A 20,842-nucleotide genomic window follows, 5' to 3' on the forward strand; every position below is an offset into this window, starting at 1 on the left:
TGGGCCTCACCGCGTAACTGTAACGGGATATTGTGGGCGAACACAACGAATAGTAGCGCCGAACCCCCAAAAAATATGGGGATTTCGTTGCTTTTTTGCGTCAGAGGAAGGCCGTTTCGTCGAACGAGCGCAATTTCCGGCTGTGCAGACGTTCCAGCGGCATGCCCCGCAGGTGTTCCATCGCCCGGATTCCAATCGCCAGATGGCGGCCGACCTGAGTTGTATAGAACTCGGACGCCATGCCGGGCAACTTCAATTCGCCATGCAGGGGCTTGTCGGACACGCACAGCAAGGTACCGTAGGGCACGCGGAACCGATAGCCGTTGGCGGCGATCGTTGCGCTTTCCATGTCCAGCGCGATGGCGCGCGACTGGCTCAGCCGTTGCACCGGGCCGGATTGGTCGCGCAGTTCCCAGTTGCGGTTGTCGACCGAGGCCACCGTGCCGGTGCGCATGATCCGCTTCAGCTCATAGCCTTCCAGCTCGGTCACTTCGGCCACGGCGCGTTCCAGCGCGACCTGAACTTCGGCCAGCGGCGGGATCGGCACCCAGACGGGCAGGTCGTCGTCCAGCACCTTGTCTTCGCGCAGATAGGCATGGGCCAGCACAAAGTCGCCCAGGGCCTGCGTGTTGCGCAGCCCTGCGCAGTGGCCAACCATCAGCCAGGCATGTGGGCGCAGCACCGCGATGTGGTCGGTGGCGGTTTTGGCGTTGGATGGGCCGACGCCGATATTGACCAGCGTGATCCCCGACCCGTCGGTGCGTTTCAGGTGATAGGTCGGCATCTGCGGCAGCTTCAGCGGCTGGTCCAGCGGCGCGTCGGGGTCGGTGATCTCGACATTCCCGGTCGAAACGAAACTGGTATAGCCGCTGTCCGGGTCGGCCAGTTGCGCGCGGGCATAGTTCTCGAATTCCGAGACGTAGAACTGGTAGTTGGTGAACAGAACGTGGTTCTGGAAATGGTCCGGATCGGTGGCTGTGTAGTGGGCCAGCCGGGCCAGCGAGTAATCGATGCGTTGCGCTGTGAACAAGGCCAGCGGGCCGACGCCATCCAGCGGTTCGTGCACACCGTTGACGATGTCGTCATTGGTGGTGGTCAGATCGGGCACGTCGAACACGTCGCGCAGGGTGAACCCCGCCGCACCCTGATGCGGAACCACCAGATCGGGGTTGCCGGCCACGGCGAAATGCACCGGCATCGGCGTGGTCGATGGGCCGATGGTCACCGGCTGGTTGTGGTTCTTGATCAGCAGCGCGATCTGCTGCGTGAGGTAGGACCGGAACAGATCCGGCCGGGTTACCGTCGTGGCATGGACCCCCGGCTCGGACACGTGACCAAAGCTCAGGCGGCTGTCCACATGCGCGTAGGACGCCGTACGGATACGGATTTCCGGATAATAGGCTCTGTACCGGACCTTGGGCGCGCCGCTTTCCATCGCCTCGGCAAAGCTTTCGCACAGAAAGGCGGTGGCCTCGTTATACAGCTCTTCCAGCCTGGCAACGGCTGCGGCGGCATCGGTGAAAATCTCGGGGTCCCGTGGTTCGGGCGTTGTTATTTTTGTCATGCGAGGGGTTCCAGAAGGTCAATTTTTTCGAATGTACGGACATCCACCAGTCCCAGATCGGATATCCGCAGTTCGGGGATCACGACAAGGGCCAGCAGCGAGTGCTGCATATAGGCATTGTTCAGTTGACAGCCGCAGGTCTGCATCGCCTCGACCATCTTTTGCGCCTTGGCCGCGACGTCGGAGGCCGGGCTGTCGGACATCAGGCCGGCGATGGGCAGTTCGACCAGCGCCAGCTCTTCACCGTCGCGGAAGATGGTGATGCCGCCGCCCACTTCGGCCAGACGATTGGCGGCCAGCGCCATCTGCTCGCGGTCGGTGCCGACCACGATCATGTGGTGGCTGTCATGCGCCACGGTCGAGGCCATGGCCATCCGGCCCTGATAGCCAAAGCCCGAGACGAAGGCGTTGGTGACGCCGCCCGTGGCCCGGTGCCGCTCGACCAGCGCGATCTGGCAGACATCGCCTTCGCCCTCGACCAGCCCGCCGATGATGGGCAGCTCGGCCTTCAGCGCCTGAGTGGGGGCCTGGTTTTCCACCACGCCGATCACGTTGGCGCGGACGCGGTTGGCGCCCTCGGGCGCGGGGATCTCGAAATCGGCGGCGGTCAGGGCATGGCCCAGATGTACTGTGTTGCGCGCCCGGTCGGGCCAGTCGTAATGCGGGCAATCCACCTTGATCGCGCCATTTTCGGCCACCACCTGTCCGCGCGCGATGACCATCTCGATCGGCAAGTCGGTCAGGTCCGAACTGAGGATCACGTCCGCCCGGCGGCCCGGCGTGATCGAGCCGATCTCGCGCTCCAGCCCGAAATGGGTGGCGGTGTTGATCGTGGCCATCTGTAACGCGATCAGCGGGTCGCAGCCACAGGCGATGGCATGACGGACGACGCGGTTCATGTGGCCCTCGTTCACCAGCGTGCCCGAATGGCAGTCATCGGTGCACAGGATGAAGTTGCGCGGGTCCAGCCCTTTTTCGGTTACGGCGGTGATCTGGCTTTCTACGTCATACCAGGCCGAGCCCAATCGCATCATCGACCGCATCCCCTGCCGCACCCGGGCAATGGCGTCGGCCTCGCAGGTGCCTTCGTGGTCATCGGCCGGGCCGCCGGCGACATAAGCGGCAAAATCAGGCCCTAAATCAGGGGATGCATAGTGTCCGCCCACGGTCTTGCCCGCGCGCTGGGTGGCGGCGATTTCGGCCAGCATTTTGGGGTCTGCATGGATCACGCCAGGAAAGTTCATCATCTCGCCCAGCCCGATGATGCCGGGCCAGGTCATGGCCTCGGCCACGTCTTCGGCGGTGATCTCATAACCGGTGGTTTCCAGACCCGGCGCCGAGGGCGCGCAGGACGGCATCTGGGTAAAGATGTTGACCGGCTGCATCAGCGCTTCGTCATGCATCATCCGCACGCCGTCCAGCCCCAGCACGTTGGCGATCTCATGCGGGTCGGTGAACATCGACGTCGTGCCATGCGGGATAACAGCGCGGGCGAACTCGGCCGGGGTCAGCATGCCGGATTCGATGTGCATATGCGCGTCGCACAGGCCGGGGATCATGTAGCGGCCCTTGGCCTCGATGATCTGCGTGTCGGGGCCGATGCAGTGGCTGGCGTCGGGGCCGACATAGGCCACGCGTCCGGCGGCGATGGCGATGGCATGATCGGGCAGCGCCTCGCGGCTGTGTACGTTGATCCAGATCCCGCCGCGAATGACCATGTCGGCGGCTTCGCGGCCGGCGGCAACGGCGATCAGGCGGGGGGCGACGTCGGGCCAAGAGGGGAAGGGTGCGTATTCCATGGCACAACTTTCCCGAATGCATCGGAAGGTGCAACCCCTGCCGTGCCACCTTCATGAAACCGTCATCCGACCGGGCGCGGGGCAGCAAATGCTTGATCCGCGCCGCGATGCGGGGTCTGGTAGGGGCATGGATTACGAAACCATGGATGCCGACAGTTTCGGCCGCAGCCTGCGCGGGATCGGGCTGAACCTGCTGGTGCGCGACGTGCCAGCGGAATGTGCTTTTTTAGAGACTGTTTTTGGCCTGAAATCCCATCAGGTGACGGCGGATTTCGCCATCGTCACCTATGGCGATCAGGTGTTTCAGCTGCATTCGGACGGCACCTATCATTCCAACCCGCTGCTTGGGTTGGTTCCCGAAACGCCCCCGCGCGGTGGCGGGATCGAGATCCACCTGTACGATACCGACCCGGACGACGCGGCGGAGCGCGCCCGGTCCGCTGGCGCGGTCGTGCTGCAGGAGCCGAGCGACAAGCCCCACGGCCTGCGCGAGACCTATATCCTGTGCGAGAACGGCTATGCCTGGGTTGCCAGCCGCCCCAAGGACGGATGAAGGTCAGGCGAGGTGTTGCTCGGCGGCGATTTCCGCCTGGATCCATTCGGCAAAGGCCACGGCACCCGGCGTCTCCTCGGCCTGGGGCGACAGCAGCAGGTAGTAGGCTTCGGGCATCGGCGCGCGATGCTCGAACGGCGCGATCAGGCGGCCTTCGTCCAGCAGGCGCTTTGCGATGGTATCATGGGCCAGGCACAGCCCGCCGCTGGCCATCGCAACGGACAGGCCGACCATATAGGTCGTGGCATAGGTGATCGGTGGATTACCCCAGTTTAGACCCTGATCTTCGGCCCAGCTGGCCCAGTTCGACAGCAGGTTTGAGCAATCGTAGAGCGGTTGCCGCTGAAGGGTCTCCAGCGTGACCGGGAAACCGGGGGCGCAGACCGGGTAATAGTGATCGCTGCGCAAAAGCTCGGTTCGGACCGTGTCGGCCGGGCGCAGGGAATAGCGGATTTCCACCGCCGCGCCTTCGGCCATCTCGCGCGGCTCCCACAATTCGGTGAAGATGTTCAGGTGAACATCGGGGTGCAGCGCGCGGAACGCGGGCAGGCGGGGGGCCAGCCAGTTCACCGAAAAGGTGATGTTGCACTGCACCTGAACGGTATTTTCCTGTTGCCCGGTCACGGCCTGGGTGCCGCGTACCAGCGTCCGGAAGGCTTCGCGCACCACGGGCAGATAGGTGATCCCGGCCTCGGTCAGTTCCAATGCGCGGGGGCGACGGTGAAACAGGGGCTGGCCCAGATAACCCTCGAGTGACTTGATCTGCTGGCTGACGGCGCTTTGCGTCATGTTCAGATCGCTCGCCGCGCCGGTGAAGGACAGGTGGCGGGCCGCGGCCTCAAAGGTCCGCAGCCAGCCAAGCGGGGGAAGAGGGTTCCGGGGTTTCATAATCCAATCATAAGCTCAGCTAATGCCAAAACGCCAATTTTTTCGTTGGTCAATTGCGCCCCGGCCCGGCACGGTTTGTATCAGCCCTCTGCCCAAGCCGAACGGAGCCTCCGGATGAGCGTCACCAATCTGAAGCCGAATATCGACCATTGGCAGGAGCGCGTGGACATGGCGGCGGCCTTCCGTTGGACCGAAAGGTTGAACATGCACGAAGCGGTCGCCAACCATTTCAGCCTTGCCGTGAACGAGGGTGGCACGCAGTTCCTGATGAACCCGAACCAGATGCATTTCGCGCGCATCCGTGCCTCGGACCTTCTGCTGCTGGATGCCAACGATCCCGACACGATGAGCAAGCCCGGCGCACCGGACCCCACCGCATGGGGTCTGCATGGCTCGATTCACCGCAGTTGCCCGCATGCGCGTTGCGTGATGCATGTGCATTCGATCTTTGCCACCGTCCTGGCCTCCTTGGCCGACAGCACCCTGCCGCCGATCGACCAGAACACAGCAACCTTTTACAACCGCTATGTCATCGACGAGGAATTCGGCGGTTTGGCCTTTGAAAGCGAGGGCGAGCGCTGTGCCACGATGCTGTCCGACCCGAAAAAGAAGGTCATGATCATGGGCAACCACGGTGTGTTGGTGATCGGCAGCGATGCGGCAGATGCCTTCAATAGACTCTATTATTTCGAGCGCGCCGCCGAGACCTATGTTCGCGCCCTTCAGACGGGCCAGCCGTTGCGGCTGCTTTCGGACGAGATCGCCGAAAAGACCGCGGAGGAGCTGGATAACTATCCGGGGCAGGCCGAGGCCCATCTGCGCGAGATCAAGGCCGTTCTGGATGCCGAAGGCTCGGATTACGCCGCCTAGAGGGTTTTGCCATGACCGATGCCTCGCATGATCCCGAAGCTGCCCGCTGGCACTATCGGCCATCTGATCCAGTGGCGTTGAACCCTTTGTTCAGCTGGCCGCCCAGACCGATGGCGGTAGTGAAATGGTACAGCGGTGCGTGGTTGCAGATCACCGCGCTGACCCTGTGCATGGTGTTGGCGCTGACAGCTTATGTGCTTTTCCTGCCGCCGCTCGAGGCGATGCAGAGCTTCGCACCTGGTTGGATGTTCCGCATCTGGCTGCTGAACATGGTGCCTCAGATCCTTGTTGCGGGTGGGCTGCACTGGTGGCTCTACATCCGCAAGGGCCAGGGCATGTACAAGAAGTTCGACCGCCGCGACCTGACGCGCAACAACGGCATCTTCACCTTCAACAACCAGGTCTGGGACAACATCTGGTGGACCCTGGGCAGCGCGATGACGGTGGCGACCGTCTATCAATGGGGCATCTACTGGGTGATGGCCAACGGTTGGGTGCCGACCATCACATGGGCCAGCGCACCTGTCTGGTTCGTGGTCTGGATGCTGTTCATCCCGATGTGGTCGGGGCTGCACTTCTATTGGGTGCACCGGCTGGAGCATCATCCGAAACTGTTCAAGCATGTGCACGCCGTGCATCACCGGAACGTCAATGTTGGTCCGTGGTCGGGCATCTCGAACCACTGGTACGAGAACCTGCTGTATTTCACGACCTATTTCATCCACCTGATCGTGCCGTCCCACCCGCTGCATCTGCTGTTTCACGTCTATTTCCAGCAGGTCAGCCCGATCCTGTCCCATTCGGGGTTCGAGAAGCTGAAAGCGGGGAAAACCGAAGCGGCGCGCGCGGGGGATTTTTTTCACCAGTTGCACCACCGGTATTTCGAGTGCAACTATGGCACTTCCGAGATTCCCTTCGACCGGTGGTTCGGCACCTATCACGACGGCTCGGCCGAGGCGACGGAACGCACCCGCGCCTACAAGAAAAGGCGGTTCGGCTGAAGGGCACCAGCCGAAACTCAAGGTGTGACACCGTCTGGACAAGCCGCCGATGGGCGGCTTTCCGTTTTGAAGGGTCTTTACCTTTCCGCGCGGGGTCTGATAGACGCCGCTGGTCCGGATGAACCGGGCGCCGGTCGCAGCCTACCCGGCTTACAAAACAAGGATCTGAAAAGTGAAGACAATCGTCATCTGCTCGGGCGGACTGGATTCGGTTTCTCTGGCGCACAAGGTTGCCGCCGAAAACGACCTGATCGGCCTGATCTCTTTCGACTACGGTCAGCGTCACCGCAAGGAAGTCGAGTTTGCCGCCCGCTGCGCGGAGCGGCTGGGCGTGCCGCATGACCTGATCGACATGAGCCATATCGGCAAGCATCTGTCGGGCTCGGCCCTGACCGATGACGTCGACGTGCCCGACGGGCACTATGCCGAAGAGAACATGAAGGTCACCGTGGTCCCGAACCGCAACGCCATCATGCTGGCCATCGCCTTTGGCGTGGCCGCCGCCAAGCAGGCGGATGCCGTGGCGACGGCGGTGCATGGCGGGGATCACTTCATCTACCCCGACTGCCGGCCGGAATTCACCGAAGCCTTCGAGGTCATGCAGACCAAGGCGTTGGACGGATATGCCAATGTCAGACTCTATACGCCCTTCGTCCACATCCCGAAATCGGCCATCGTGACCGAGGGCGCAAAGCACGGCACGCCGTTTGCCGACACCTGGTCCTGCTACAAGGGCGGCGAGACCCATTGCGGCCGTTGTGGAACCTGTGTCGAACGGCGCGAGGCGTTCCACATCGCCGGTGTCGAAGACCCGACCGTCTATGCCGACCCCGAGTTCTGGAAAGCCGCGGTGGAGGGGCACTGATGTTCCGTATCACCAAGGAATTCCACTTCTCGGCCTCGCATCAGCTGTGCCACCTGCCCGACGACCACCCCTGCGCGCGTCTGCACGGGCACAATTACATCGTCGAGGTGGAACTGGCCGCCGAAGAGCTGGATGCAAATGGTTTCGTGGTGGACTACCGCGATCTGAAGCCGCTCAAGACCTATATCGACGAGGAACTGGATCACCGGCACCTGAACGACGTGTTCGGGCATGACATGGTCACATCGGAGCGACTGGCGAAAGAGATCTTTGACTTCTGCAAGGCGCGCTGGGCGCAGACCAGCGCGGTGCGGGTCAGCGAGACGCCCAAGACCTGGGCGGAGTATCGGCCGTGAAACCGCTGCGCATCGCCGAGATCTTCGGCCCCACGATCCAGGGCGAAGGCGCCGTGATCGGGGTGCCGACCGTCTTCGTGCGGGCGGGTGGCTGCGATTACCGCTGCAGATGGTGCGACAGTCTGCATGCGGTGGACAGCGCCTATCGCCATGACTGGACGCCGATGACCCCCGAACAGATCTGGGCGCAGGTCGAAGCCCTGTCCGGTGGCACACCCCTGACCGTGTCGCTGTCGGGCGGCAACCCGGCCATTCAGGATTTCGGCCCGATGATCGCGCTGGGCAAATCCAAGGGCTATGACTTCGTGATGGAAACCCAGGGCTCGGTGGCGCAGGACTGGTTCCGCGAATTGTCCACCCTGATCCTCAGCCCGAAACCGCCCTCGTCCGGCGAAACCGTCGACTGGGCGCGGTTCGAGGACTGCATCACCCGGGCCGACGGCGCGCCCACCGTCATGAAGATCGTGGTCTTCGATGATGAGGATTACCGCTGGGCCCGCGCCGCGGCCGAGCGGTTTCCGGCGCTGCCGCTCTATCTGCAACCGGGCAACCACACCCCGCCGCCACCCGACGCCGAGGATGCCGAGATCGACATGGACGGGATCATGTCCCGCTATGAATGGCTGATCGACAAGACCCTCGGCGACCGCTGGTTCACCCCCACCATCCTGCCGCAGCTGCATGTCCTGATCTGGGGCAACAAGCGCGGTGTATGAGGCTCTAACAATGGCAAACCAAGACATCTACGCAAACCTGACCCAACTGGGCAGCAAGACCGACCTGCCGAACTCGCCCGAAGAGGCGGTGCTGGAGCGGGTGCCGAACCCGCAGGCCGGCACCGATTATGCCGTGCGCTTCACCGCGCCGGAGTTCACCTCGCTCTGCCCGCTGACGGCGCAGCCGGATTTCGCGCATATCGTGATCGACTATGTGCCGGGTGACTGGCTGGTGGAAAGCAAGTCGCTCAAGCTGTTCCTGGGTTCGTTCCGCAACCATGGCGCGTTCCACGAAGATTGCAGTGTCACGATCGGCAAGCGGCTGGAAGAGGTGCTGGAGCCGAAATGGCTACGTGTCGGCGCCTATTGGTATCCGCGCGGCGGTATCCCGATCGACGTGTTCTATCAGACCGGGCCGGAGCTGCCGGGCGTGTGGATCCCCGATCAGGGCGTTCCCACCTATCGCGGGCGCGGCTGACCGCGTTACGAGGCCGCCCGGATCGCGCGCGGCGAGGTGCCGAACTCGGCGCGGAAGGCGCGGGTCATCGCGCTGGGGTCGTCATAGCCCGCGCGCAGGGCGATCTCGCCGATGGGCAGATCGGTCTCGGATACCAGCTTGCGGGCCAGGTTCAGGCGCAGGCGGCGATAGACCTGCGCGGGGCTGGCCCCCAGATCGGCCCGCATCCGCGATTCCAGCGCCTTTTGCGAGCGGCCGACGCGCCGTGCGACCTCGGGGATGGGCAGGGGCGTTTCCAGATGTTCCTGCATCAGCGCCAACGCTTTGTTGACGAAGGCGCTGGCCGACCCGGCCCCGCCCATATGTGAACGGGCTGAATCGCGGGTCATGAACAGCTGCGCGACCTCCAGCGCCAATGCCTGTCCATGATCCCGCCCGATCAGGTGCATCACCAGGTCAAACGCCGCCATCGCGCCCGAGCAGGTGATGCGGTCTCCGTCGATGACGTATCGTTCGCGGCAGGTCTCTACCTCGGGGAAGCGTTCCGAGAACCCCGTCAATTCCTCCCAGTGGATGGTCGCGCGATGCCCGTCCAGCAAGCCGGCCTCGGCCAGCAGCCAGCTGCCCGTGTCCATGCCTGCCAAGATGCGGAACCGTTGCGCGGCGGCGCGCAGGCTGGCCTGCGTGCGCCAGCCGCCGTGATCGCGAAAGCCATAGGATGGCATGACCGCCAGCAGGTCGCCGGACACGTTGCCGAGCCTGTCATGCGGCGACACCTGCAGCCCCGAGGATGAGGTCACCGGCCCCGCGTTCAGCGACAGAAACTGCCACTTGTAGAGCGTGCGCCCCGACAGCGTGTTGGCCGCGCGCAGCGGCTCGACTGTGTTGGCCAAACAGTGGTTCGAAAACCCGTCGAACAGCAACACGCCGAAATGCTGCATCGCAGAGGTCGATTTAGTCCATTTCTGCATATTAAATGTCTATTACTGCATGAAAACGCGCGCAAGACGGGTCAGGCTGTTCGCAACATCTGCACTTGGAGAACCGCCATGCAATTCGGTCTGTCCGAAGAACAGGAAATGATCGTCTCGACCGTCCGCAGCTTTGTGGAAAAAGAGATCTATCCCCACGAAGAGCTGGTCGAGCGCACCGGAGAGGTGCCGAAAGAGATCGCCGACGAGATCAAGCGCAAGACGATCGAGCTGGGCTTCTACGCCTGCAACTTTCCCGAAAGCGTGGGTTGCGCTGGGTTGAACCACCTGGAATTCGCGCTGGTCGAACGGGAACTGGGCCGCGGGTCGATGGCGTTGAACCATTTCTTCGGGCGGCCGCAGAACATCCTGATGGCCTGTCAGGGCGATCAGGTCGAACGCTATCTGATGCCCGCCGTGCGCGGCGAGAAGATGGATGCGCTGGCGATGACCGAACCGGGCGCGGGTTCGGATGTGCGGGGCATGAAGTGTTCCGCCGTACGTGACGGTGGTGATTGGGTGGTGAACGGCACCAAGCATTTCATCTCGGGCGCGGAACACGCCGATTTCATCATCGTCTTCATCGCCACGGGCGAGGATCAGACGCCGAAAGGCCCCAAGAAGCGCATCACCGCCTTTCTGGTCGATCGCGGCACGCCGGGGTTCACCATCCGCGACGGCTACAAGTCGGTCAGCCATCGCGGCTACAAGAACATGGTGCTGGAGTTCGACGACTGCCGCCTGCCCGACGCGCAGGTGCTGGGCGAGGTCGATGGCGGGTTCGAGGTGATGAACACCTGGCTTTACGCCACCCGCATCACCGTGGCCGCCATGTGCGTGGGTCGCGCGCGGCGGGCCTTCGACTATGCGCTGGATTATGCCGCCACGCGCGAACAGTTCGGCCAGAAGATCGGCAAGTTCCAGGGTGTCAGCTTTCAGATCGCCGACATGATCACCGAGATCGACGCCGCCGACCTGCTGACCCTGGCCGCTGCCGACCGGCTGGACAAGGGCCTGCCCGCCAACCGCGAGATCGCCTCGGCCAAGCTTTTTGCCTCGGAAATGCTGGCGCGGGTGACCGATGCGGCGATCCAGGTGCATGGCGGGATGGGCCTGATGGATGACTATCCGCTGGAACGGTTCTGGCGCGATGCCCGGGTGGAGAGGATCTGGGACGGTACCAGCGAGATCCAGCGCCACATCATCAGCCGCGACCTGCTGCGCGCGTTGGGGGCATGAACGTGGCGCCGGGTCTTAACGGCGCGGCGGATGTGCTCACGCCGGGAAAACTCGCCGCGCTGAGGCGGGTGCTGGGGTTTCGTTCGCTGGCGGTGATCGGCGGGGGCGCTTGGTGTGCCGAGGTCATCCGGCAGGTGCGGAAACTGGGGTTCACCGGTCCGGTCTGGCCGGTGCATCCCAAGGCCGACGAGGTGGCGGGCGAGCGCGTCTTTGCCACGATCGAAGACCTGCCCCAAGCGCCCGACGCGGCCTTTGTCGGCATCAACCGCCGCGCGACCATCGAGGCGGTCGAGGTTCTGTCCCGCATTGGCGCGGGCGGGGCGGTGTGTTTCGCCTCGGGCTTTACCGAGGCGCTGGCTGAGGATGCGGACGGGCCGGACTTGCAGGCGCAGCTTGTGGCTGCAGCGGGGGACATGCCGATCCTCGGCCCCAACTGCTATGGCTTCGTCAACGGACTGGACCGGGTGGCGATCTGGCCCGACCAGCACGGGATGCGCCCGGTGGAGCGGGGCGTCGCCATTCTGACGCAAAGCTCAAACATCGCCATCAACATGACCATGCAGCGCCGGGCGCTGCCGCTGGCTTTCATGCTGACCTGTGGGAATCAGGCACAGTCCCACCAGGCCGAAATCGCCATGGCCCTGCTGGAGGATGACCGGATCACCGCCATCGGTGTGCATGTCGAGGGCTTTGGCGACCTGCGCAAATGGGAGGCGCTGGCCGCCCGTGCGCGCGCGCGCGGCGTGCCGATCGTGGCGCTCAAGGTGGGTCGGTCGGAACATGCCCAAGCCGCAACAATCTCGCACACGGCATCGCTGGCAGGCGGTGATGCCGGGGCGCAGGCGTTTCTGGACCGGCTGGGAATCGCGCGTCTGGGCGATGTGCCAAGCTTCCTGGAAACGCTCAAGCTGTTCCACGTCGCCGGCAGGCTCCGCGGGAACGGCCTGAGCATGATCAGCTGTTCGGGGGGCGAAGCCAGTCTGGGAGCCGACATGGCGGTCGGGCGGGATCTGCATTTTCCACCGCTGACACAGGATCAGCGAAGAGAACTGCGCACGGCGCTGGGTCCGATGGTGGCGCTGGCAAATCCGCTCGACTACCACACCTATATTTGGCGAGACACTCAGGCGATGACGCGGGCGTGGAAAGGAATGACGGGCCCGGATGTGGCTCTGACACTGTCGATTGTGGACTATCCGCATACGGATGCCACCGACTGGGCCTGCGCAACACAGGCGGCGCTGAACTGCTCAAGCGAAACTGGCAGGCCCTTTGCCGTGGTGGCCACCCTGCCCGAGCTGATGCCCGAAGACGTGGCGCAAAAACTGCTGGACGGTGGCGTGGTTCCCTTTGCCGGCCTGCACGAGGCGTTGGCCGCAGCCGAGGCCGCCGCCCGCCCGCTGCCCGCGCCGGCCGCGCCTGTCCAGTTGCCCGGTAAGCGGGAGGCGGACACAACCCTGACCGAGGCCGAGGCGAAACAGGCGCTTGCGAAACACGGCCTGACGGTGCCGCGCAGCGTGGTCTTTCCGGCCGATCAGGCTGAAGAGGCGACACACCACCTGACCGGCCCCTTCGCGGTCAAGGGCGTCGGGCTGGCGCACAAATCCGAACATGGCGCGGTTCTGCTGGGCGTGGAGGCGAGCGAAATCGCGGACGCCGCCCGCCGGGTGGGCACCGCCGACGTGCTGGTCGAGGAAATGGCGGCCGGCGGTGTTGCGGAACTGCTGATCGGTGTCACGCGCGATCCGGCGCATGGGTTCGTGCTGACCCTCGGCGCCGGGGGCGTCCTGACCGAGATCCTGCGCGATACCGTGTCGCTGCTGGTGCCCTCGGATCGTAACGCAACCCGGGCGGCGCTGGGCAAGCTGGCCTATGCCCCGCTTTTGGCGGGCTATCGCGGCAAGTCCGCAGCCGATCTCGAGGCGATTCTCGACGCCATCGACGCGGTGCAGTCCTATGTGATTGCCAATGCCGCCACTGTCAGCGAAGTTGAAATCAACCCCCTCATCTGCACCGCGACGGGCGCGGTGGCGGTTGATGCCCTGATCCGAAAGGCAAGCTCATGAACCCAGTGAAGACCAAACGCGACGGCGCCATTCTGGCAGTCACCCTGGACCGGCCCAAGGCGAATGCCATCGATTTGGCGACCAGCCGGGTGATGGGCGAAGTGTTCCGCGACTTCCGCGATGACCCGGGCCTACGCGTGGCGATCCTGACGGGGGGCGGAGAGAAATTCTTTTGCCCCGGCTGGGACCTGAAGGCCGCGGCTGAGGGCGATGCCGTGGATGGGGATTACGGGGTCGGCGGTTTCGGTGGCCTTCAAGAGCTGCGGGACATGAACAAGCCGGTGATTGCCGCCGTGAACGGGATTGCCTGCGGCGGCGGTTTGGAACTGGCCTTGAGTGCCGACATGATTTTGGCGGCCGATCACGCCACCTTTGCGCTGCCGGAAATCCGCTCGGGCACGGTGGCGGACGCGGCCAGCGTCAAGCTGCCCAAGCGCATACCTTACCACATCGCGATGGAACTGCTGCTGACCGGCCGCTGGTTCGACGCCGAAGAGGCGCATCGCTGGGGCTTGGTGAATGAGATCGTCCCGGCCGACCAGCTGATGGACCGTGCATGGGAGCTGGCTCGCCTGCTGGCCAGCGGTCCGCCGCTGGTCTATGCCGCGATCAAGGAGATCGTGCGCGAGGCCGAGGATTCCAAGTTCCAGGACATCATGAACCGCATCACCAAGCGGCAGCTGCGCACGGTCGATGTTCTCTATGGCTCCGAGGACAATCTGGAAGGCGCCCGCGCCTTTGCCGAGAAACGCGACCCGGTCTGGAAAGGGAAGTAGCGGCACACGAACTGGCCTGACGTCGCTCAGGCCTTTTCGAACAGCGCGATATAGGCGGTGTCGCCCTTGTTGGGGCCTGAGGCGAGGTCGCCGTAGATGCGGACCGGGGTCAGGGTCAGATGTTCCATCCGGCCCTCGGCCTGCAGATTGTCGAAGGCGGTTGCGAATCCCAGCGCCTCGAAGTGTTTGGCGTTGATCGACAGGCCGAATTGCGCCCCGGGCCGGGCCACCCGCAGCAGGGCGGGCAGAACCTCGGGGCCCAGATGGCCGTGGGTGAAGGTGCCCGACGACACGATGCCCGAATAGCTGTCACGTGGAACCGGGATGCCCTCGTTCAGGTCAGCCTCGATCGCGTCGCGGTAGATGTCCTTGCGCATGGCCTTGTCCAGCATCTCGGCGCTGATGTCGGTGGCGTCGATCGGCCCCACGCCCAGATCGGCCAGAACCGCGCCGCACAGGCCGGTGCCCGCGCCCACATCCAGCACCGGACCCTGCCCCCCGGCGCCGACAAAGGCGCGGGCGGTATGGATGTGCAGCTGGTAATCCTCGCGCGCGGCGAATCCGCGATCGTAATCTCCCGCCCATTCGGCATAGAGCCGTTTGTTGTCTGCCGGAGTTTTCAGCGCATAGGCCGCGTGCAGGCTGGGTTTGTCATCACTCATCACACCATGAAGGCGCAGGCGGAGATTCGAATCAAGTGCGTCCATCCGGCGCTTGCATCCCGCCCGCGGCGCGATCAACAAGGGGCCATGACTGGAACGCTTTTTTCATTCGGGCACGGCTATACCGCCCGCGCGCTGTCGCGCTGGCTGGCCCCCAAGGGTTGGCGCATCGTCGGAACCACCCGCGATGCCGCCGAGAAAGACGCCATCCGCGCCACCGGGGCCGAACCGCTGGTCTGGCCGGGCGAGGACCCCGATCTGAACGGGGTCACGCATCTGTTGATTTCGACCGCGCCCACGGCCAAGGGAGATCCGGTTCTGGTCGCCCTGCGGGATGAGCTCGCCGCCCGCGCCGGGCGGTTCGACTGGGTCGGGTACCTGTCGACCACCGCCGTCTATGGCGACCACCAGGGGGGCTGGGTCGATGAGTCCACGCCGGCGACCCCGACGGCCGAGCGCGGGCGCTGGCGGTTGCAGGCCGAGCAGGACTGGGCCGCAATTCCCGGCCTGCCGCTGCACATCTTTCGCCTTGCGGGCATCTACGGGCCAGGGCGGGGGCCGTTTTCCAAGCTGAAGAAAGGCGGGCTGCGGCGGATCATCAAGCCGGGGCAGGTGTTTTCGCGCATTCATGTCGAGGACATCGCACAGGTGCTCGAGGCGTCGATGCTCCGTCCCGATCCGGGCGCGATCTACAATGTCTGCGATGACGAACCGGTGCCGCCGCAGGACGTGATCGGCTATGCCGCGCAGCTTCAGGGGCTGCCGCTGCCGCCTGCGGTGGATTTCGATACGGCCGACCTGACGCCGATGGCCCGCAGCTTCTACAACGAGAACAAGCGCGTTCGGAACGACCGGATCAAGACCGATCTGGGCGTGAAGCTGAAATACCCCAACTATCGCGTGGGCCTTGAGGCGCTGCACGCGGATCAGGCGTTGAACGGCGACTGATCAGGCCACATCCGCCAGGATCATGTCGGCGGCCTTTTCCGCGATCATGATCGTGGGCGCGTTGGTGTTGCCTGAAACCAGCGTCGGCATGACCGAAGCATCGACCACCCGCAGCCCCTGCAACCCACGCACGCGCAGCTGTGGATCGACCACCGCCATGTCATCCACCCCCATCTTGCAGGTGCCTACGGGGTGGTAAATCGTATCGGCCCGCGCGCGGATGTGGCCTTCCCAATCCGCGTCGGTCCGGGCGGTGTCGGTACCGAACATTTCCTTGTGGCGGTATTTGGCGAGGGCCGGAGCCTCGAGAATTTCGCGCGTCATCCGCGCGCCCTTGATCATTGTGTCCAGATCGCGCGGGTCGGACAGATAGGCCGGGTCGATCGCCGGGGCGGCAAAGGGGTCGGCGCTGTGCAGCGAGACGGTGCCGCGGCTTTCGGGGCGCAGCTTGCAGATATGGCAGCTGAACCCATAGCCCAGATGCAGCTTGCGCGCGTGGTCGTCCACCAGCGCGATGGTGAAATGCAGCTGGATGTCGGGGCGGTCCAGATCGGGAGAGGTCTTCAGAAAGGCGGCGCCTTCCGCAAAGGGGGTGGCAGCCATCGACACCCCGGTCTTGCGCCACCGCATGAGGTGTTTGATCAGCCCCACCGTACCGGCGGCGCCGATGCCGAAATTGTCTGTGTCCTTTGTCTTGTAGGCCAGGATGAAATCCAGGTGATCCTGCAGGTTCTTGCCCACGCCTGGCAACGCGTGGCGGACGGCGATGCCATGCGGCGTCAGGTCCTCGGGGTCGCCGATGCCCGACAGCTGCAGCAGTTGCGGCGATTTCAGCGCGCCCGAGCAAACCAGAACCTCGCGCGTGGCGGTGACGGTGAGGTCGGCGCCCTTACTGCCCTGGCGATAGATCACGCCCGTGGCGCGGTGGCCGTCAAAGGTGATCTCGCGCGCCTGCGCCCCGGTGATGACCGTCAGGTTCGGCCGGTCCATGACTGGAAACAGATAGGCCGCGGCGGCCGAGCACCGCTCGCCGTTTTTGGCGGGGTCATGGAACTGGGTGACCTGGTACAGCCCCGCGCCTTCGTTGTCGCCGCGATTGAAATCGTCGGTCACCTTGTGCTGCAACTGGGCGGCGGCCTCGACGAAGGCGCGCGTGATCGGGCGTTCTTCTTTCTGATCGGACACCTGAAGCGGGCCGTCGGCGCCATGCAGGTCATCCGCGCCGCGTTCGTTGTTCTCGGACCGTTTGAAATAGGGCAGAACGCTGCCCCAGTCCCAGCCCTCGCAGCCCAGATCGGCCCAGCCGTCATAATCCTGCCGTTGCCCGCGCACATAGAGCATCGCGTTGATCGCGCTGGATCCGCCCAGGGCCCGGCCGCGCGGCTGATAGCCCTTGCGGCCGTCCAGCCCCGGTTGCGGCACCGTCTCGAAGGCCCAGTTGTTGATCCTGGGTCGCCCCGGCAGCATTGCGACCACCCCGGCGGGCATTCGGACCAGAATGCCGTTTCCGCCCCCGCCCGCCTCGAGCAAGCAGACCCGCGTGCCCGGATTGGCGCTCAGACGGTTGGCCAGCACACATCCCGCGGACCCTCCGCCGACGATGACGTAGTCGAATTGCATGGCGATCCTCCCCTGTGGCCCGCGCGGTGTCGCGCGTCACAGCCCGCAGTTTGAAGCACCGGCCGCAAAAGGCAATCTGGGCGTTGGGGAACGCCGCGTCATGTGGATGGGGATCGGTTTGAAGGAACCCGGCAGAGCCATAATCAATATCTATCAAATCAATCCGAAAACAAAATTTTTTCTCATGGCTGGGATTTGCTATGACTCGGGGTATTCCAGCGGACTGCGGTCCGCCCCTTTTTGACGTGCCATTCGCACGGTTGCCTCGCAAACAGACTGACACCAGCCAGGATCGGAGATTGAGATGGACGGAAGCGACACCCCCAACACGGGCCAATGCCCCATCATGCACGGCGCCGGAACCCGATCGAATCGGGACTGGTGGCCCGAACAGCTGAACCTGGCGATCCTGCATCAGCACCAGCCGGTCAGCAATCCTCTGGGCGCCGATTTCAACTATGCCGACGCGTTCAAGAAGCTGGATTACCAGGCGCTCAAGCAGGACCTGTATGATCTGATGACGGATTCGCAGGATTGGTGGCCGGCGGACTATGGCCACTACGGCGGACTGTTCATCCGCATGGCCTGGCACAGCGCCGGAACCTATCGTACCGCGGATGGTCGGGGCGGGTCCTCGACCGGTTCCCAGCGGTTCGCGCCGCTCAACAGTTGGCCCGACAACGGCAACCTGGACAAGGCGCGCCGCTTGCTGTGGCCGATCAAGCAGAAATACGGCAACCAGATTTCCTGGGCCGACCTGATGATTCTGGCCGGCAACTGCGCCATCGAATCGATGGGCGGCAAGACCTTCGGCTTTGCCGGCGGCCGCGAGGATATCTGGGCGCCCGAGGAAGACATCTATTGGGGCCCCGAGGCCGAATGGCTGGCCACCAGCGATACCGAAGGCAGCCGTTATACCGGCGACCGCGAGCTGGAAAACCCGCTGGCCGCCGTGCAGATGGGCCTGATCTACGTGAACCCCGAAGGCCCCGACGGCAAGCCGGACCCGGTGGCCTCGGGCCGTGACATCCGCGAGACTTTCGCGCGGATGGCGATGAACGACGAGGAAACGGTGGCGCTGACCGCGGGCGGCCATACCTTCGGCAAGATGCACGGCGCGGGCGATCCCAGCCATGTGGGCCCCGAGCCCGAAGCCGCCCCGATCGAGGCGATGGGGTTCGGCTGGCTGTCCACCTTCGGCAAGGGCAAAGGGCGCGACACTATCACCAGCGGGCTGGAAGGTGCCTGGACCGCGAACCCGATCCGGTGGGACAACGGCTATTTCGACGTGTTGTTCAAATATGATTGGGAACTGGTCAAAAGCCCGGCCGGGGCTTGGGTCTGGACACCCAAGGACATCCAGCCCGAGGACATGGCTCCCGATCCGGAAGACCCGTCGAAGCGGGTTCCGATCTTCATGTCGACCGCCGACATGGCGATGCGGATGGATCCGATCTATGGCCCGATCTCGAAGCGGTTCCACGAGAACCCCGAAGAATTCGCCGATGCCTTCGCGCGCGCCTGGTTCAAGCTGACCCACCGCGACATGGGTCCCAAGGTCCGGTATATCGGCCCCGAAGCGCCGGACGAGGAGCTGATCTGGCAGGACAACGTGCCGCCGGTGGATCATGACCTGATCGACGCGGCGGATATCGCCGACCTCAAGACCCGGATTCTGGACAGCGGCTTGACGATCCCGCAGCTGGTCTCGACCGCTTGGGCGTCGGCCTCGACTTTCCGCGGCTCTGACAAGCGCGGAGGCGCCAACGGTGCGCGGATCCGGCTGGCCCCGCAGAAGGACTGGGCCGTGAACGAGCCGGAAAAGCTGTCCCAGGTGCTCTCGGTCCTCGAAGGCATCCAGGCAGCGTTCAACGCGGCGCAAAGCGGAAACAAGAAAGTGTCGCTGGCCGATCTGATCGTTCTGGGCGGGGTCGCCGCCGTCGAACAGGCCGCCGCTGCCGCCGGGCACAAGGTCGAGGTCCCCTTCGCCCCGGGCCGCACGGACGCATCGCAGGAGCAGACGGATGTCGAATCCTTCTCGGTGCTCGAACCCATGGTCGACGGGTTCCGCAACTATCAGCGCCAGGAATACAGCGTCTCGCCCGAGGACCTGCTGGTGGACAAGGCCCAGCTTTTGACCCTGTCGGCGCCCGAGATGACCGTTCTGGTCGCCGGGCTGCGGGTTCTGGGTGCAAACCACGGCGGATCGACGCATGGCGTGTTCACCGACCGGGTCGGAGCGCTGAGCACCGATTTCTTCACCAACCTGCTGGATATGGGAATCGAGTGGAAACCTGCGGAGGACCAGCCGGGCGTGTATGAAGGCCGCGACCGGGCCACGGGCGACGTGAAATGGACTGGCACGCGCGTCGATCTGGTGTTCGGCTCGAATTCGCAACTGAGGGCGATTTCCGAGGTTTACGGGCAGGCGGATGCGGACGGCAAGTTCGTGTCTGACTTCGTCGCCGCCTGGACCAAGGTGATGAACGCGGACCGGTTCGACCTGGTCTGAGCCGCAGGTTCGCTGACCCATGGAGGCCGCCCCGATATTGATCGGGGCGGCCTTTTGTATTGCTGCGAATGCTCCGACCCATGTCCCGACAGCGGATTCCCACTGCGATTCCGCGCTGCGGCATCATTTGCGAAAGTTTCTCGGGGCGAAATGGGCGTACGGTTGGATGAAAGCTGCATGATGAAGTCGCTAATTAAATGTAATTTAATAGAAAAATCGTCATCTGAGAAAAAAATGGAAGTTTTTTGAAAATGGGTCTTGCAGGTCCCGGACCTAATCCGTAAATACCCCTTCACCGGCGCTGGTGAGGCGGTGGTGACGGGCTGGAGAGGCGGCCTGACGGACTGGAAAGACGGTTGTGACGCTCAGGAGAGACTGGGGCATCTTGAGGATTTGTTGGGCGGATGCGCAGAGGGATTTGCGTGTTGGTCTGATTTTTTCTCTGGGGTGTATGGCTCTTTGACATTGCTGGATAACTGAAGAGATATGCGGGCGGTTTGGTTCGTTTCGACGGATTGGATGTCTGTATATCGCGCTGGTAGGGTTTCGGCCCGATGACCAGTGTCAGCTTCACTGTTTGTACGGCTTTCGGTTTCTTCGGAGACCTGAAGCACAGACAAACAGATGACTCATCAGATCCTTGCCGGGTCTGATGGATGTGCAGAGGTTCGAACGTCAAGGATAGGTCGGCAACGGCCTTTCAACTTGAGAGTTTGATCCTGGCTCAGAACGAACGCTGGCGGCAGGCCTAACACATGCAAGTCGAGCGCGCCCTTCGGGGTGAGCGGCGGACGGGTTAGTAACGCGTGGGAACGTGCCCTTTGGTACGGAATAGCCTCTGGAAACGGAGAGTAATACCGTATGAGCCCTTCGGGGGAAAGATTTATCGCCAAAGGATCGGCCCGCGTTAGATTAGGTAGTTGGTGGGGTAATGGCCTACCAAGCCTACGATCTATAGCTGGTTTTAGAGGATGATCAG

At 63.7% G+C, this 20,842-nt stretch carries 18 protein-coding genes and 1 rRNA gene; 13 read left to right on the plus strand and 6 right to left on the minus strand.

The window, feature by feature from the left end:
• Nucleotides 1–100 precede the first annotated feature (100 nt).
• Nucleotides 101–1,564 (minus strand): AMP nucleosidase, encoded by a 1,464-nt coding sequence (locus tag AC2FME_RS11375; protein WP_496800480.1) that lies wholly within the window; start codon nt 1,562–1,564, stop codon nt 101–103.
• Nucleotides 1,561–3,363 carry an adenine deaminase gene (ade, locus tag AC2FME_RS11380; RefSeq protein ID WP_496797714.1) on the minus strand — a complete coding sequence of 601 codons (1,803 nt, stop codon included), beginning with the start codon at nt 3,361–3,363 and terminating at the stop codon, nt 1,561–1,563. Before ade ends, AC2FME_RS11375 begins: the two co-directional genes overlap by 4 nt.
• 127 nt (nt 3,364–3,490) lie before the next feature.
• On the opposite strand from ade, the gene AC2FME_RS11385 reads away from it, so the two are divergent.
• Nucleotides 3,491–3,916: a VOC family protein gene (locus AC2FME_RS11385; protein WP_496712464.1), complete on the plus strand. Its 426-nt coding sequence runs from the start codon at nt 3,491–3,493 to the stop codon at nt 3,914–3,916.
• Between the two features lie 3 nt (nt 3,917–3,919).
• Here the strand turns inward: AC2FME_RS11385 and AC2FME_RS11390 are convergent, their stop codons facing one another.
• A complete protein-coding gene (locus tag AC2FME_RS11390) occupies nt 3,920–4,804 on the minus strand; it encodes a LysR family transcriptional regulator (RefSeq protein WP_496800481.1) in 885 nt (294 codons plus the stop codon).
• A 114-nt stretch (nt 4,805–4,918) separates the two neighbouring features.
• Between AC2FME_RS11390 and AC2FME_RS11395 the strand changes: the two genes are divergently transcribed.
• The 6 genes from AC2FME_RS11395 to queF all read left to right on the plus strand — a co-directional run bounded on the left by AC2FME_RS11395 (nt 4,919) and on the right by queF (nt 9,090).
• Nucleotides 4,919–5,674, plus strand: a complete 756-nt coding sequence (locus AC2FME_RS11395; RefSeq protein ID WP_496800482.1) for a class II aldolase and adducin N-terminal domain-containing protein — start codon at nt 4,919–4,921, stop codon at nt 5,672–5,674.
• Nucleotides 5,675–5,685: 11 nt separating this feature from the next.
• Complete coding sequence (locus AC2FME_RS11400; RefSeq protein WP_496800483.1) at nt 5,686–6,675, plus strand: sterol desaturase family protein; 990 nt, start codon at nt 5,686–5,688, stop codon at nt 6,673–6,675.
• A 172-nt stretch (nt 6,676–6,847) separates the two neighbouring features.
• A complete protein-coding gene (gene queC, locus AC2FME_RS11405) occupies nt 6,848–7,540 on the plus strand; it encodes a 7-cyano-7-deazaguanine synthase QueC (RefSeq protein ID WP_496800484.1) in 693 nt (230 codons plus the stop codon).
• Entirely contained in the window at nt 7,540–7,896 is a 357-nt protein-coding gene (gene queD / locus AC2FME_RS11410; RefSeq protein WP_496683158.1) for a 6-carboxytetrahydropterin synthase QueD, read from the plus strand. The genes queC and queD overlap by 1 nt, the downstream gene beginning before the upstream one ends.
• On the plus strand, nt 7,893–8,612 hold the full coding sequence (gene queE, locus AC2FME_RS11415; protein ID WP_496800485.1) for a 7-carboxy-7-deazaguanine synthase QueE: 720 nt from the start codon (nt 7,893–7,895) through the stop codon (nt 8,610–8,612). The genes queD and queE overlap by 4 nt, the downstream gene beginning before the upstream one ends.
• Nucleotides 8,613–8,622: 10 nt before the next feature.
• Nucleotides 8,623–9,090 (plus strand): preQ(1) synthase, encoded by a 468-nt coding sequence (gene queF / locus AC2FME_RS11420; RefSeq protein WP_068347314.1) that lies wholly within the window; start codon nt 8,623–8,625, stop codon nt 9,088–9,090.
• Between the two features lie 5 nt (nt 9,091–9,095).
• Here the strand turns inward: queF and AC2FME_RS11425 are convergent, their stop codons facing one another.
• Nucleotides 9,096–10,040, minus strand: a complete 945-nt coding sequence (locus AC2FME_RS11425; RefSeq protein ID WP_496800486.1) for a GlxA family transcriptional regulator — start codon at nt 10,038–10,040, stop codon at nt 9,096–9,098.
• Nucleotides 10,041–10,118: 78 nt separating this feature from the next.
• Between AC2FME_RS11425 and AC2FME_RS11430 the strand changes: the two genes are divergently transcribed.
• The 3 genes from AC2FME_RS11430 to AC2FME_RS11440 are packed head-to-tail and all read left to right on the plus strand — an operon-like array spanning nt 10,119 to nt 14,121.
• Nucleotides 10,119–11,279: an acyl-CoA dehydrogenase family protein gene (locus tag AC2FME_RS11430; protein WP_496795134.1), complete on the plus strand. Its 1,161-nt coding sequence runs from the start codon at nt 10,119–10,121 to the stop codon at nt 11,277–11,279.
• Nucleotides 11,276–13,345, plus strand: coding sequence for an acetate--CoA ligase family protein (locus tag AC2FME_RS11435; protein ID WP_496800487.1), 2,070 nt, complete (start codon nt 11,276–11,278; stop codon nt 13,343–13,345). Before AC2FME_RS11430 ends, AC2FME_RS11435 begins: the two co-directional genes overlap by 4 nt.
• A complete protein-coding gene (locus AC2FME_RS11440; protein ID WP_496800488.1) occupies nt 13,342–14,121 on the plus strand; it encodes a carnitinyl-CoA dehydratase in 780 nt (259 codons plus the stop codon). Before AC2FME_RS11435 ends, AC2FME_RS11440 begins: the two co-directional genes overlap by 4 nt.
• Before the next feature lie 26 nt (nt 14,122–14,147).
• On the opposite strand, the gene AC2FME_RS11445 is transcribed toward AC2FME_RS11440, so the two are convergent.
• Nucleotides 14,148–14,783: a class I SAM-dependent DNA methyltransferase gene (locus tag AC2FME_RS11445; protein ID WP_496800489.1), complete on the minus strand. Its 636-nt coding sequence runs from the start codon at nt 14,781–14,783 to the stop codon at nt 14,148–14,150.
• An 87-nt stretch (nt 14,784–14,870) separates the two neighbouring features.
• On the opposite strand from AC2FME_RS11445, the gene AC2FME_RS11450 reads away from it, so the two are divergent.
• Nucleotides 14,871–15,731, plus strand: a complete 861-nt coding sequence (locus AC2FME_RS11450) for an SDR family oxidoreductase (RefSeq protein ID WP_496687684.1) — start codon at nt 14,871–14,873, stop codon at nt 15,729–15,731.
• On the opposite strand, the gene AC2FME_RS11455 is transcribed toward AC2FME_RS11450, so the two are convergent.
• Complete coding sequence (locus tag AC2FME_RS11455) at nt 15,732–17,351, minus strand: GMC family oxidoreductase (RefSeq protein WP_496800490.1); 1,620 nt, start codon at nt 17,349–17,351, stop codon at nt 15,732–15,734.
• A gap of 304 nt (nt 17,352–17,655) precedes the next feature.
• Between AC2FME_RS11455 and katG the strand changes: the two genes are divergently transcribed.
• Both katG and AC2FME_RS11465 read left to right on the plus strand, forming a co-directional pair.
• Nucleotides 17,656–19,863, plus strand: coding sequence for a catalase/peroxidase HPI (gene katG, locus AC2FME_RS11460; RefSeq protein WP_496800491.1), 2,208 nt, complete (start codon nt 17,656–17,658; stop codon nt 19,861–19,863).
• A gap of 701 nt (nt 19,864–20,564) precedes the next feature.
• Nucleotides 20,565–20,842 (plus strand): 16S ribosomal RNA (locus tag AC2FME_RS11465); the annotation flags it as partial.

This window comes from Ruegeria sp. BHSC026, assembly GCF_059613065.1.

Bases quoted from the DNA above. Each gene is read 5' to 3' on its own strand.
- AC2FME_RS11375 (WP_496800480.1), bottom strand. From the start codon at position 1,564: ATGACAAAAATAACAACGCCCGAACCACGGGACCCCGAGATTTTCACC.
- katG (WP_496800491.1), top strand. From the start codon at position 17,656: ATGGACGGAAGCGACACCCCCAACACGGGCCAATGCCCCATCATGCAC.
- AC2FME_RS11440 (WP_496800488.1), top strand. From the start codon at position 13,342: ATGAACCCAGTGAAGACCAAACGCGACGGCGCCATTCTGGCAGTCACC.
- AC2FME_RS11435 (WP_496800487.1), top strand. From the start codon at position 11,276: ATGAACGTGGCGCCGGGTCTTAACGGCGCGGCGGATGTGCTCACGCCG.
- AC2FME_RS11395 (WP_496800482.1), top strand. From the start codon at position 4,919: ATGAGCGTCACCAATCTGAAGCCGAATATCGACCATTGGCAGGAGCGC.
- queD (WP_496683158.1), top strand. From the start codon at position 7,540: ATGTTCCGTATCACCAAGGAATTCCACTTCTCGGCCTCGCATCAGCTG.
- AC2FME_RS11390 (WP_496800481.1), bottom strand. From the start codon at position 4,804: ATGAAACCCCGGAACCCTCTTCCCCCGCTTGGCTGGCTGCGGACCTTT.
- AC2FME_RS11445 (WP_496800489.1), bottom strand. From the start codon at position 14,783: ATGAGTGATGACAAACCCAGCCTGCACGCGGCCTATGCGCTGAAAACT.
- AC2FME_RS11425 (WP_496800486.1), bottom strand. From the start codon at position 10,040: ATGCAGAAATGGACTAAATCGACCTCTGCGATGCAGCATTTCGGCGTG.
- AC2FME_RS11385 (WP_496712464.1), top strand. From the start codon at position 3,491: ATGGATTACGAAACCATGGATGCCGACAGTTTCGGCCGCAGCCTGCGC.
- queF (WP_068347314.1), top strand. From the start codon at position 8,623: ATGGCAAACCAAGACATCTACGCAAACCTGACCCAACTGGGCAGCAAG.
- ade (WP_496797714.1), bottom strand. From the start codon at position 3,363: ATGGAATACGCACCCTTCCCCTCTTGGCCCGACGTCGCCCCCCGCCTG.
- AC2FME_RS11455 (WP_496800490.1), bottom strand. From the start codon at position 17,351: ATGCAATTCGACTACGTCATCGTCGGCGGAGGGTCCGCGGGATGTGTG.
- AC2FME_RS11430 (WP_496795134.1), top strand. From the start codon at position 10,119: ATGCAATTCGGTCTGTCCGAAGAACAGGAAATGATCGTCTCGACCGTC.
- AC2FME_RS11400 (WP_496800483.1), top strand. From the start codon at position 5,686: ATGACCGATGCCTCGCATGATCCCGAAGCTGCCCGCTGGCACTATCGG.
- AC2FME_RS11450 (WP_496687684.1), top strand. From the start codon at position 14,871: ATGACTGGAACGCTTTTTTCATTCGGGCACGGCTATACCGCCCGCGCG.